Annotated in this window: 9 protein-coding genes; all 9 read left to right on the top strand. The window is 49.0% G+C overall.

All coding sequences use genetic code 11. The features are described 5' to 3' along the window. The first annotated feature begins 231 nt into the window (after positions 1 to 231). On the top strand, positions 232 to 2022 hold the full coding sequence (gene kdpA, locus H6X83_RS09490) for a potassium-transporting ATPase subunit KdpA (RefSeq protein ID WP_343063149.1): 1791 nt from the start codon (positions 232 to 234) through the stop codon (positions 2020 to 2022). 13 nt (positions 2023 to 2035) lie between these two features. Further along, on the top strand, positions 2036 to 4105 hold the full coding sequence (kdpB, locus tag H6X83_RS09485) for a potassium-transporting ATPase subunit KdpB (protein ID WP_212506251.1): 2070 nt from the start codon (positions 2036 to 2038) through the stop codon (positions 4103 to 4105). Between the two features lie 49 nt (positions 4106 to 4154). Further along, positions 4155 to 4760, top strand: a complete 606-nt coding sequence (kdpC, locus tag H6X83_RS09480) for a potassium-transporting ATPase subunit KdpC (protein ID WP_212506250.1) — start codon at positions 4155 to 4157, stop codon at positions 4758 to 4760. A 159-nt stretch (positions 4761 to 4919) separates the two neighbouring features. After that, positions 4920 to 7616: a sensor histidine kinase gene (locus H6X83_RS09475; RefSeq protein ID WP_212506249.1), complete on the top strand. Its 2697-nt coding sequence runs from the start codon at positions 4920 to 4922 to the stop codon at positions 7614 to 7616. Then, positions 7609 to 8307, top strand: coding sequence for a response regulator (locus tag H6X83_RS09470; protein WP_212506248.1), 699 nt, complete (start codon positions 7609 to 7611; stop codon positions 8305 to 8307). The genes H6X83_RS09475 and H6X83_RS09470 overlap by 8 nt, the downstream gene beginning before the upstream one ends. Positions 8308 to 8484: 177 nt before the next feature. Beyond that, complete coding sequence (locus tag H6X83_RS09465) at positions 8485 to 8901, top strand: lipocalin-like domain-containing protein (protein WP_212506247.1); 417 nt, start codon at positions 8485 to 8487, stop codon at positions 8899 to 8901. Between the two features lie 189 nt (positions 8902 to 9090). Continuing rightward, complete coding sequence (locus H6X83_RS09460; protein WP_212506246.1) at positions 9091 to 9615, top strand: RNA polymerase sigma factor; 525 nt, start codon at positions 9091 to 9093, stop codon at positions 9613 to 9615. A gap of 19 nt (positions 9616 to 9634) precedes the next feature. Continuing rightward, a complete protein-coding gene (locus H6X83_RS09455) occupies positions 9635 to 11056 on the top strand; it encodes a serpin family protein (protein ID WP_212506245.1) in 1422 nt (473 codons plus the stop codon). 338 nt (positions 11057 to 11394) lie between these two features. Then, positions 11395 to 13146 carry an aspartate--tRNA ligase gene (gene aspS / locus H6X83_RS09450; protein ID WP_212506244.1) on the top strand — a complete coding sequence of 584 codons (1752 nt, stop codon included), beginning with the start codon at positions 11395 to 11397 and terminating at the stop codon, positions 13144 to 13146. Positions 13147 to 13157: the final 11 nt, after the last annotated feature.

The raw sequence follows: 13157 nt of genomic DNA, 5'->3' as shown, positions 1-13157 counted from the left end.
TGCATTCTGTATAACAGACAGTTCTTAATAAAATCTTAATGCGTGGTGCCGAAACGTTAACACCGTTTTAGGATGCGGACTGATAAACTAATACTGCGCATAAAAAGGAGGAAGAATTATGTCGGTCATTGTTCCCATAATCGGTATCGTTGCGGTTGCGTTACTGATTTATTACTTCTGCATACTCATGAAAGGGGATGAGCAGCAGTGAATTCTGTTTTACAGTATGTGATGTATCTCGGAATACTGGTGATTTTGGCGATTCCACTCGGTGCATACATAAAAAAAGCGATGTGCGGTGAAAAAACTTTTCTTTCAAAGATTTTAACACCATGTGAAAAAGCGGTCTATAAAATTCTGCACGTAGACGCAGAAGAACAGATGACTTGGAAAAAATATCTGGTCAGTGTTCTGCTGTTTTCCGGCATCGGTTTGCTGTTTCTGTTTTTGCTGCAAATGCTGCAGGGCGTTTTGGGCGGCAATCCACAGCACGTTTCCGGTTTAAACTGGGATTTGGCTTTTAACACAGCGGTCAGTTTTGTTACGAATACAAACTGGCAGGCTTACAGCGGTGAAGCGCAGATGAGCTACCTGACGCAGGCGATTGGCTTGACCGTACAGAACTTCGTTTCAGCGGCTACCGGTATTGCGGTTTTGTTCGCACTGATCCGCGGTTTCATGAAAGTAAAGTCCACAGGTTTGGGTAGTTTTTGGGTGGATTTGACCCGCGCGGTTATTCATGTGCTGCTGCCTCTGAATCTGGTTTTGGCACTCTGTCTGGTTGGCGGCGGCGTAATTCAGAACCTGAAGCCTGCCGAAACCGTGAATCTGACAGAGCCGGTTGCAATAAGTGCAAAAGGGCAAGTCCTTGAGGGTGCCAAGATTGACACCAAAACAAATACCGTTACACTGAACGGAAAAGTCATTAAGGATGCACAAATTGTTACAGAAGAATTTGTTCCGATGGGACCTGCCGCAAGCCAGATTGCAATTAAGCAAACCGGCACCAATGGCGGCGGTTACATGGGGACTAACTCGGCACATCCGCTGGAAAACCCGAGTCCTTTTACGAACCTGCTTGAAATGCTTTCGATTCTGCTGATTCCGGCGGCGCTGTGCTTTACCTTTGGCAAGTGTGTGAAAAACAAAAAGCAGGGTGTTGCGATTTTTGCGGCGATGTTTATCTGCCTTGTGGTTGCACTGGCAGCCATTGCGGTAAATGAGCAGGCGGCTACCCCACAGCTTGCACAGAACGGCACGGTTAACCTTTCGATGATTGGTCAGGCAGGCGGCAACATGGAGGGCAAGGAAACGCGCTTCGGCATTGCTTCTTCCTCCACATGGTCTGCCTTTACCACTGCTGCTTCCAATGGTTCCGTCAATTCCATGCATGACAGCTTAACGCCGCTTGGCGGCATGGTTACCATGCTGCTGATGCAGCTGGGCGAGGTGATTTTTGGTGGTGTTGGATGCGGCCTTTACGGAATGTTGGCGTTTGCAATTTTAACGGTGTTTATTGCCGGGCTGATGGTTGGGCGCACACCGGAATTTTTGGGCAAAAAGATAGAACCGTACGAAATGAAATGGTCTGTGCTGGTCTGTCTTGCCACACCAATCGCGATTCTGGTGGGCAGCGGCATTGCTGCCATGGTGCCGCAGGTGGCAGACAGCCTGCACAATACCGGTGCGCACGGCTTTTCAGAGCTTCTTTACACCTATTCATCCTGCGGCGGCAACAACGGCTCCGCTTTTGCAGGCTTCAACGCAAATACAGTTTTTCTAAATGTTTCGCTTGGACTGGTTATGCTGTTTGCACGTTTCTTGCCGATTATCGGCACGCTTGCCATAGCGGGCAACCTTGCCGGAAAGAAGCGGATTGCAACAACCGCCGGTACACTTTCCACTACAAATGCGATGTTTGTATTTCTGCTGATTTTCATTGTTCTGCTGATTGGTGCTTTGAGCTTCTTCCCGGCACTGGCGCTTGGACCTCTGGCAGAATTCTTCAGCAGCATCGCATAAGGAGGGGTTTAAGATGGCATCGAAAACAAAAAGTGCTTTTGCAGATAAAAAAATTGTCGGCAGAGCCATAAAAGATTCATTTATCAAGCTGAATCCAAAGACACAGGTGAAAAACCCTGTGATGCTGCTGGTTTACATTTCCGCAATTCTGACCACTATTCTTTGGATTGTTTCCCTGTTCGGTTTGTCGGATGCTTCCAGCAGCTACACCTTTGCGATCGCAGTTATCCTTTGGTTTACCGTCATTTTTGCGAACTTTGCAGAAGCCATTGCAGAAGGACGCGGTAAGGCACAGGCAGATTCCCTGCGTGCCGCAAAAAAGGATGTGGAAGCGCATAAAATTCCTTCCATGACAGAAAAAGAAAAGATCACCGTTGTTTCTTCCGCTACCCTGAAAAAGGGCGACATCGTTGTTGTGAAAGCGGGGGAGCAGATTCCCGCCGATGGCGAGGTCATTGACGGCGCTGCGTCCGTTGACGAAAGCGCGATAACCGGTGAATCCGCGCCGGTCATCCGCGAAAGCGGCGGCGACCGCAGCGCGGTGACCGGCGGCACAACCGTCCTTTCTGACTGGATTGTGGTGCAGGTTACCAGCGAAGCGGGCGAAAGCTTCCTTGATAAAATGATTGCCATGGTTGAGGGTGCTGCCCGCAAAAAGACGCCAAACGAAATTGCGCTTCAAATTTTCTTGGTGGCGCTGTCTATTATCTTTATTCTGGTTACTCTTTCCCTTTATACCTATTCCGTCTTTTCGGCAAAGCAGGCGGGAATTGAAAACCCGACTTCCGTAACCACACTGGTAGCGCTGCTGGTCTGCCTGGCTCCCACCACAATTGGTGCGCTGCTTTCCGCAATCGGGATTGCCGGCATGAGCCGCCTAAACCAGTCCAATGTGCTGGCAATGAGCGGCCGTGCGATTGAAGCCGCCGGTGATGTTGACATCCTGATGCTGGATAAGACCGGTACCATTACGCTTGGAAACCGCCAGGCGTGTGCGTTCGTTCCAGTGGATGGCACCAGCGCGGAGGAACTTGCGGATGCCGCACAGCTTTCCTCTTTGGCGGATGAAACGCCGGAGGGCAGAAGTGTTGTGATTCTCGCAAAAGAGAAATTCGGCATTCGCGGCAGAACGCTGGAAGACAAGAATATGCAGTTCATTCCGTTTACCGCCAAAACCCGTATGAGCGGCGTTGACTATGACGGTACGGAAATTCGCAAGGGCGCCGCAGACTCTGTCAAAGAGTATGTTTTGGCAAACGGTGGTACTTACAGCACCGAGTGTGACGAAGCAGTGAAAGCCATTTCTAATCAGGGCGGCACACCGCTTGTGGTTGCAAAGAACCACAAAATTCTCGGTGTCATTCATTTAAAGGATATTATTAAACAAGGCGTGCAGGAAAAATTCGCCGACCTGCGCAAAATGGGTATTAAGACCATCATGATTACCGGCGACAACCCGTTGACCGCCGCCGCCATTGCGGCAGAAGCAGGCGTGGATGACTTTCTGGCAGAAGCAACGCCGGAGGGCAAACTTGCCATGATTCGCGACTTTCAGGCAAAGGGCCATTTGGTTGCCATGACCGGTGATGGTACCAATGACGCCCCGGCTCTGGCGCAGGCAGATGTGGCCGTTGCCATGAACACCGGCACACAGGCCGCAAAGGAAGCAGGCAACATGGTTGACCTCGACTCCTCACCGACCAAACTGATTGACATTGTTCGCATCGGCAAGCAGCTTTTGATGACACGCGGCAGCCTGACGACTTTCTCCATTGCAAACGATGTTGCAAAGTACTTTGCAATCATTCCGGCTCTGTTCATGGGACTTTATCCGGGACTTGCCACACTGAACATTATGGGACTGCATTCCCCGCAGAGCGCTGTCCTTTCCGCAATCATTTACAATGCACTGATTATTGTTGCACTGATTCCGCTTGCACTGAAAGGTGTGAAATACCGAGAAGTGCCGGCCGGCAAGCTGCTTTCACGCAACCTGCTCGTTTACGGCCTCGGTGGTCTCGCAGCTCCCTTTATTTTCATTAAATTGCTGGATTTGCTGCTGACTGCCCTTGGCTTGGCATAAAGCGGAAAGAATGGCTGAAAACTCTGATACAGTTATGGGGGAACAAAATATGAAAACCTTTAAAAACATCCTGCCGCGCGCGGCTGTCCTCTTTTTGATTTTTACGCTGCTCTGCGGTGTGATTTACACAGGTGTGGTAACAGGTCTTGCGCAGGTGATATTCCCAAATCAGGCGAATGGAAGTATCATTGAGGTGGATGGCAAAAAGTACGGCTGTGAGATGCTCGGGCAGCAGTTTACCGACAACAGTCATATGTGGGGACGTATTATGAATGTAGACGTTTCTACCTATACCGATAAAGACGGCAAAGCGCTGATGTATGCAAGTCCTTCCAATCTAAGCCCTGCCAGCAATGCATATAAAAAGCTGGTTTCTGCGCGTGTGGAAAAGCTGAAGGCTGCTGACCCGGATATGGGCAGCACAGCGGTTCCGGTTGACCTTGTTACCTGCTCCGGCAGCGGACTGGACCCTGATATTTCTCCGGCTGCGGCGGATTATCAGGTAAAGCGGATTGCAAAGGTACGCAATATTTCGGAAGAACAGATACGCACCATTGTCAGTAAATGCAGCAAGGGCAGGTTTCTCGGCATCTTTGGTGAGGACACGGTCAATGTTTTGAAAGTAAACTTGATGCTGGACGGTATTCTAAAATAAACATTGCTTCGACAGGCAGAATGGCCGGACACAGGAAAAATCCTTTGCCGGTTTTTCTGCCTGTTTGTGTATGTCCTTTACAAAAAATGAGAGCTTACTGCTGCCTGCCGAAAAATGTGCTATACTGAAACAGAAAGCGATGAAAGTCGGGGTGAAAAAATGAATCCTGTACGTTCCAATCCAGATGAATTACTGAAAATGATCCACAGTGAAGAAAAGGATAAAATGCGCGGGCATCTGAAAATCTTCTTTGGTTATGCCGCTGGTGTCGGAAAAACTTATGCAATGCTGGAAGCTGCCCATGAGGCCAAACAGCGCGGGGTGGACGTGGTGGTCGGCTATGTGGAACCGCATGCCCGCCCGCAGACAATGGCCTTGTTGAACGGATTGGAAAAGCTTCCGGTGCAGCAGGTCAACTACAACAAAATTGACTTGCAGGAGTTTGATCTGGATGCCGCCATCTGCCGGAAGCCACAGCTGATTTTGGTGGATGAGCTTGCACATACAAACGCACAGGGGTGCCGCCACGCAAAGCGATATCAGGATGTGGAGGAGCTGCTGAAAGCAGGTATTGATGTTTACACGACCGTCAATGTGCAGCATATTGAAAGCCTGAATGATATGGTTGCTTCCATTACCGGTGTGATGGTGCGGGAACGGATTCCTGACCATGTATTTGACAATGCCAGCCAGGTAGAACTGGTGGATATTGAGCCGCAGGAGCTGATAGACCGCCTTAATGCAGGAAAAATTTATCGGGAATCACAGGCGCAGCGCGCGCTGACAAACTTTTTCAGCATCGAAAATCTGATAGCACTGCGTGAAATTGCCCTGCGCCGCTGCGCGGACCGTGTCAATAAAATATCTGAAACAGAGCGAATCAAAAGCAAGAGCGATTATTATACGGATGAACATATTCTGGTCTGCCTTTCCTCTTCACCGACAAATCAGAAAATTATCCGAAATGCAGCCAGAATGGCATATGCTTTTCACGGCAGCTTTACGGCTTTGTTTGTTGAAACCTCGGACTTTCCTTCTATGAGTGAAGAAAATCAAAACCGACTGCGCGCAAATATTCATTTAGCAGAGCAGCTTGGAGCGACTGTGGAGGCCTCTTACGGAGACGATGTGGCGCTGCAGATTTCTGAATTTGCTCGAATTTCCGGCGTTTCAAAAATCGTAGTCGGCAGAAACAACGCAAGGCGCAAGTACTTTTTCAGCAAACCCACTCTGACGGAAAAGTTGATTTCTTATTCGCCCAATTTGGATGTGTACATTATTCCGGACCAAGAAACAGCGGCTTACAAGGAAAGAAAGGCCTTACAGCAGAAAAAAAACCACTTTCTGCCTTCGGATTTTTTTAAAAGCCTGCTGGTGCTTGTCGGTGCAACTGCAGTCGGCTTTGTGTTTTATCATGTTGGTTTCAGCGAAGCAAATATCATCATGATCTATATTTTAGGTGTGATGCTGACCGCGGTGACTACTTCTCAGCGGATGTTCAGTCTGATTTCCTCCATTATCAGTGTGTTGGTGTTCAATTTCTGTTTCACAGAACCGCGCTATACACTGAATGCGTATGACCCCGGATATCTGGCCACCTTTTTAATTATGTTTCTTTCTGCTTTCATTACAGGCACACTTGCAGACAAAATTAAGCAGCATGCCAGGCAGTCGGCACAAACGGCCTACCGTACCAAACTTTTGCTGGACACAAACCAGCTTTTGCAGCAGGCAAAAGGCAAAAATGAAATTATTTCTATCACCGCAAACCAGCTGACAAAATTGCTGAATAAAGATGTTGTTTTTTATGTAGCAGAAAAAGGCGCACTGCAGCCGCCGGCACTTTTTCCTGCGGCTGGGAATGAAAAAAACAATGAGTATGTTTCAGAAAATGAAAAGGCAGTGGCAGCATGGGCATTTAAAAACAATAAGCATGCGGGGGCTACTACCGGAACACTTGCCAATGCAAAATGTTTATATCTGGCGGTGCGCGTCAACAATAATGTGTATGGCGTTGTTGGCATTGTAATTGGACATTCGCCGCTGGATTCCTTTGAAAACGGCATTGTCCTCTCTATTCTGGGTGAATGTGCGCTGGCTTTGGAGAATGAACAGGCTGCCAGAGAACGAGAGGAGGCAGCGATTTTTGCAAAGAATGAACAGCTGCGTGCAAATTTGCTTCGTTCCATTTCGCATGACCTGCGTACACCGCTTACTTCCATTTCCGGCAATGCCGGCGTTCTGCTTGCAAGTGATGCAGCTTTGAGTGTCGAGCAGAAAATGAAACTGTACAATGACATTTATGACGATTCGCTGTGGCTCATCAATCTGGTCGAAAATCTGCTTTCGGTTACCAGAATTGAAGACGGAAGCATGAATTTGAAGTTGACTACCGAACTGGTGGATGATGTTGTTACAGAGGCGCTGCACCACATTGATCGGCACAGCAAGGAGCATAAAATCCTTGTGAAGCATCCGGATGATTTTATATTGGCAAAAATGGATGCTCGGCTGATTGTGCAGGTCATCATCAATATTGTGGACAACGCCATTAAGTATACACCGCAAGGTTCACAGATTACGATTTCCACTTCCCGCATGGGCAGCAAAGCGGTTGTGGAGATCGCAGACAACGGCCCGGGAATTTCTGCCGAGGCAAAGCCGCATATTTTCGACATGTTTTATACAGCAGAAACAAAGATTGCAGATAGCCGCCGCAGTATGGGGCTGGGGTTGGCGCTCTGCAAGTCAATCGTAAACGCACATGGAGGGGAAATTGATGCTGTAGATAATACCCCGCATGGTACGGTTTTCCGCTTTACACTGATGGCTGAGGAGGTACCGGCTTATGAATAAACCGTTGATTTTAGTTGTTGAGGATGATGCAGCAGTCAGAAACCTGATTACTACAACGTTAGAAACACACGAATACCGCTTTTGTGCGGTGCCAACCGGGGAAGATGCGGTGATGGCTGCTGTTTCGCACAATCCGGATGTAATGCTGCTGGATTTGGGCTTGCCGGACATAGACGGCATTGAGATTATTAAGAAAATCCGTACATGGTCCAACATGCCCATTATTGTAATCAGTGCCAGAAGCGAGGATACAGATAAAATTGATGCACTGGACGCGGGCGCGGATGATTACCTGACAAAGCCGTTTTCCGTGGAGGAACTGTTGGCAAGGCTGCGTGTTACCTTGCGGCGCCTGAACTATATGCAGAGCAGTTCTGCAGCAAATAAGGCGGTATTTGAAAATGGCGAGTTGAAAATAGATTATGCGGCGGGGTGTGTGTACGTTTCTGGCAAAGAACTGCATCTGACCCCAATCGAATATAAACTGCTGTGTTTGTTGGCACAGAATGTAGGTAAGGTGCTGACCCATACATTTATTACCCGAAAAATCTGGGGAAGCGAATGGGAAAATGATGTCGCTTCTTTGCGGGTCTTCATGGCAACTTTGCGTAAAAAAATTGAAAAGGACCCTTCTGTGCCGCAGTACATCCAAACGCACATCGGTGTTGGGTACCGTATGCTGAAGCTATAATGAAAAAAGAAGATTGAACTTTGAGCCACCCATGGAATTCACTTTTCTGTGGGTGGCTTTCATTTTGACCACATTTATATGAAAAAGTTGACAATTCCCATTTATGACGGTATGATAACTTTACTGGGCGCTTTACAGATTTTGGCTTTGCGGTAAGAATGCAAAAGGAGAAATGATATGAAGAAAACACAAAAATCCGTGTTTTTGTTGCTGCTGGCAATTTGCTTTTCCGTAAGTTTGCTTGCCGGATGCGGTACAGCTGCAAATCAACTGGTCGGTACATGGAAGTTTGAAAAGCTGACGAGTTCCGGACATGAGATAACAGCCAGTGCTTTGCAGGCAATGACTGTTCCAACGGCAAGCGTACCGTCCCGAGATGATTTTTACAAGAATCTGACGCAGACCAGCCTGAACTTTCAGGATGGCGGCAAGGTCACTGTGCAGGCTGGCTCAGTAGCTAAAACAGGTACATGGAAACAGGACGGCGAAAAGATTACTATTACCGACGTTGACACACCGTATATCTTGACACTTCAAAACAACAAACTCTCTTTGGAGCAGGGCGGTGCCATATTTGTTTTTCAAAAGGCGTAAAACCCTGTGGGAAATCATCACAGCGGTTTGCAAGAACCAGCAGTCAGAAAGATTACTGCTGCACACAGAAGCAAAGAAGATTTGCCTGTGTGCGGCCTTTTTTGTTTACGCACTGCAGTAAATTTAGAAAAACAGCAAAAAAATGACCGCCTAATTCGTCTTAATAGAGAGAGGAGAGCGTGATGCAGAATGAAAGCAGATGTAAACCGGCAACTGTTGGAAGTCAGCCGGGGCAGTACCGCTGCACTGGAACAGCTTTACTGTGAACTGGGAAGCAGCGTTTACGGCCTTGCGCTTTCCCTTTTAGCGGACCCGGCCGCGGCAGAAGATGTTTTGCAGGATACCTTTGTGCGTGTTTTTACCATGGCTGCTGCACATTCACCGGATAAAAACGGCCGTTCATGGATTTTTACGATTGCCAGAAATCTTTGTCTGGACCGGATAAAGTCGCCGCAGTACACGGTCCGGCAGATAACCGAACAGGAAAAACAGCAGACGGACAGCGCCGCGCTGGATTTCATTGCGGATGTAGAGCTGAAAGAGGCGGTTGCACTGCTGGACTCGTTTTCACGCAGTATTGTGCTGCTGCACCTTGCCGCCGGCTTTCGCTTTCGGGAGATTGCGCAGCTGCTCGGAGAGAAGCAGAGCAGTGTGCAGTGGACATACTACACTGCGGTAAAAAAATTGAAGGCCTATTATCAGCCGGAATTGTGACGGAAAGGAGATTCCTGTTATGCGAAAAAGCAGATATGAACGTCGGCTTGCCAAAGCACTGAAGGGTGGGCTGCAGGCGAATACACCGAATGTGTGGGGCAGTATTCAGGCGCAGGTGTCCGGTTGTGGCCGCCCGCTTTCAGAATGTCGAACGCACCGGCGCTTTTTCCGAAAGCAGTGGGTGCTGCGGGCAGCAGCGGTTGAACTTGCGGTGATTTTGTGTGTTTCCGGATTTTTTGCTTTCTCGGGAAAGCTGTCATTTCTGCAGGCCAATGCTGCCATTCTTTACGATGACGGCGGCTGTCTGCAGGTGCAGAACAGTACAGATCCCGCGCGGAATTTTGTGCTGACCTATAATACATTTGGAATGAATCTGCTGAAAAAGCTGAATCAGAGCGGGCAGCAAAACAGCTTCTTTTCGCCGGCGAGCATCTATTTGTCGCTAGGTATGACGTACAACGGCGCACAGGGAGAAACAGCGGCCGAATACGAGAAAGTCCTCAGCATTTCCGCGGGCAGCAGCAATATTTTTAATCAGAACTGCCGCAGCCTGCAGGGGATGCTTTCCGGCGGGCATTTTCAGCTTGCCAATTCCATATGGATTGACAGCAAGTACCGGAATGCGGTGAAATCCAGTTTTCTCACAAAGAATCAGGCGTACTTTGGGGCTTCGGTCGGTGTACTTGATTTTGCTTCGCCGAGTGCGCCGCAGGCAATCAACAAATGGGTCGAAACCAATACTGCGGGACGAATTCAGCCGGACTTTCAGCAGTTTGAGCCGAATACCGCCATGCTGCTGCTGAATACCATTCATTTTCGGTCAAACTGGGCAGAACCATTTGACAAGGAGCAGACGGCAGGCGGTACGTTCCAAACCGGACAGGGAGGAAAAAACGCGGAATTTATGAAAGGGCAGTTTTCACGTTATTTTGAAAACAGCAGTCTGCAGGGAATTCTGCTGCCGTATAATGACGGCAAAACATCGATGATGATTCTGCTTCCGAAACAAAATCTGCAAAGCATGCTTGCAAAGCTTACCGCTGCAGAGGTAACGGCCTATGCAAAAGCCAATCAAAACGGCGGCGAAGCGGCAGTTTTAACCCTGCCGCGCGTAACGTGCAGTTTTCATACTTCTCTGCAGACTGTTTTGAACGCGATGGGAATGAAGCAGGCGTTTAGCAGCCGGCAGGCGGATTTCGGCGGCATCACAGCAGAAAGTGACCGGCTTTACCTTTCAGAGGTCAAGCACATGACCGCTTTGAACATGAATGAAGACGGCACTGAGGCAGCTGCCGTGACTGTGGAAAACATGGATGTTTCAGCGGCTGTGACATCCGCAAAAATAATGAATGTGAACCGACCGTTTTTTGCTGCGATTGTAAACAATCAGACCGGCGCACTGCTGTTTGCAGGTACGGTCAGTGACCCCACCTGCGAATAAAAAGGCAATTTCGGATTGTGCGAATGATCAGGCCGCATTTGGCAAACTGTAAGAATCAGTCTGCCACTGCGGCTTTTTGTAATCCTTTACAGCCTGTGCTGCAATTTTTTAATCACAGCTTGCAAGTACAAAACGATTGCCAGTGTATGCGGCAGAGTATTTCGGCGGTTCCTATACTTTAACTTTATAAGGAGGGAAGCGCGAAAGCACTCTTGTAAAATGCCGGAATAGATGATATACTTTAATTCTGTAAAGTCGTCCTTTTGTGCATTTCTGAAATCGGCGGCATGCAAAGGATACGCTTTATAGTTCATTATTGTAGACAAAGGGGAATTGAAATGATCTGTATGAACAAGTACCGAACTAAATCCTGCGGCGAAATCAGTGAAGCTGACATTGACAAGGAGGTTCGCGTGGCCGGATGGGTGGAAAACATCCGCGACCACGGCGGCGTTAAGTTCCTTGACCTGCGCGACCAATACGGCGTGCTGCAGGTTGTGGTGCATGACGAAACGCTGCTGGAAAACGTGAACAAAGAATGCACTGTGACGATTTCAGGCAAAGTGATTCTGCGCGATGAGGACACTGTGAACCCGAAAATCGCCACCGGCACTGTGGAAGTGGAAGCAGCTTTTCTGGAAGTGCTGGGCAAATGCCGCGCCGCACTGCCGTTTGAGGTAGTTACCAGCAAAGAGACCAAAGAGGACGTACGCCTGAAATATCGTTACCTCGATTTACGAAACCCCAAAGTCCACAATAATATCGTTTTGCGCAGTAATATTATCTCCTATCTCCGTCAGCAAATGACCGAGATGGGATTCTTGGAGATTCAGACGCCGATTCTGAGTGCTTCCTCCCCAGAGGGTGCACGCGATTATCTGATTCCCAGCCGCAAACACAAAGGAAAGTTTTATGCGCTGCCGCAGGCACCGCAGATTTTTAAACAGCTGCTCATGGTGTCCGGCTTTGACCGGTATTTCCAGGTGGCACCCTGCTTCCGCGACGAGGATGCCCGCGCCGACCGCTCTCCGGGTGAATTTTACCAGATGGACTTTGAAATGTCCTTTGCCACGCAGGACGATGTTTTTGCTGTGGCAGAAAAGGTGATTGGAGATACTTTTAAGAAATTCGGCGGTGGAAAAACGGTTTCACCTGCACCCTTCCGCCGGATTCCGTTTGCGGAAAGCATGCTGAAGTACGGCACAGACAAACCGGACCTGCGCAACCCGCTGGAAATCGTGGAACTTTCTGATTTGTTTGTAGAAACGGACTTTAAGCCGTTCCGCGGCAGATGCGTGCGCGGCATCAGCGTGCCGGACTGCGTGAAGCAGCCGCGCTCTTTCTTTGAAAATATGCTGAAGTTTGCCGAGTCTATCGGCATGAAAGGCTTGGGCTACATTGAAGTGCTGGACGACGGCACCTACAAAGGCCCAATCGATAAATTCCTGACGGAAGAGCAGCGTGCGGAGCTTGTCCGCCGCGGCAAACTGGAAAAGGGCAGTGTCATTTTCTTCATTGCAGATGACAAAGCTTTTGCACCGCAGCTGGCAGGGCAGATTCGCACAGAACTTGGCCGCCGGCTGAACCTGATTGATGAAAGCCGCTTTGAACTGTGCTTTATTGTGGACTTCCCGATGTTTGAAATCGACGAGGAAACCGGCAAATACATCTTTACACACAATCCGTTCTCTATGCCGCAGGGTGGTATGGACGCGCTGCTGAACAAATCGCCGGAGGATGTACTGGCGTATCAGTATGACATTGTCTGCGACGGTGTGGAGCTTTCTTCCGGCGCTGTCCGCAACCATGACCTTGAAATCATGAAGAAAGCCTTTGAGATTGCGGGCTATACAGAGGAAGATCTGAAAACGAAATTCACTTCCCTGTACCACGCGTTCCAGTATGGTGCGCCGCCGCATGCCGGCATGGCACCGGGCATTGACCGCATGGTCATGCTGCTGACCGGCGAAGAAAACATCCGCGAAGTCATTGCGTTCCCGATGAACTCCAATGCACAGGACGTCATGATGGGCTCCCCGAGCGAGGTCACAGAAGAACAGCTGCGTGAAGTACACATTAAGCTGAGATAAGGAGGAACCGC

Origin of the sequence: Caproicibacterium amylolyticum, assembly GCF_014467055.1 — a bacterium.
Taxonomy (GTDB): domain Bacteria; phylum Bacillota; class Clostridia; order Oscillospirales; family Acutalibacteraceae; genus Caproicibacterium; species Caproicibacterium amylolyticum.
This window is presented reverse-complemented; position numbering and strand designations above follow the sequence as displayed.

What these genes read in the sequence shown, in the direction of transcription:
- kdpA (WP_343063149.1), top strand. Translation starts at nt 232, where the DNA reads ATGTATCTCGGAATACTGGTGATTTTGGCGATTCCACTCGGTGCATAC.
- kdpB (WP_212506251.1), top strand. Translation starts at nt 2,036, where the DNA reads ATGGCATCGAAAACAAAAAGTGCTTTTGCAGATAAAAAAATTGTCGGC.
- kdpC (WP_212506250.1), top strand. Translation starts at nt 4,155, where the DNA reads ATGAAAACCTTTAAAAACATCCTGCCGCGCGCGGCTGTCCTCTTTTTG.
- H6X83_RS09475 (WP_212506249.1), top strand. Translation starts at nt 4,920, where the DNA reads ATGAATCCTGTACGTTCCAATCCAGATGAATTACTGAAAATGATCCAC.
- H6X83_RS09470 (WP_212506248.1), top strand. Translation starts at nt 7,609, where the DNA reads ATGAATAAACCGTTGATTTTAGTTGTTGAGGATGATGCAGCAGTCAGA.
- H6X83_RS09465 (WP_212506247.1), top strand. Translation starts at nt 8,485, where the DNA reads ATGAAGAAAACACAAAAATCCGTGTTTTTGTTGCTGCTGGCAATTTGC.
- H6X83_RS09460 (WP_212506246.1), top strand. Translation starts at nt 9,091, where the DNA reads ATGAAAGCAGATGTAAACCGGCAACTGTTGGAAGTCAGCCGGGGCAGT.
- H6X83_RS09455 (WP_212506245.1), top strand. Translation starts at nt 9,635, where the DNA reads ATGCGAAAAAGCAGATATGAACGTCGGCTTGCCAAAGCACTGAAGGGT.
- aspS (WP_212506244.1), top strand. Translation starts at nt 11,395, where the DNA reads ATGATCTGTATGAACAAGTACCGAACTAAATCCTGCGGCGAAATCAGT.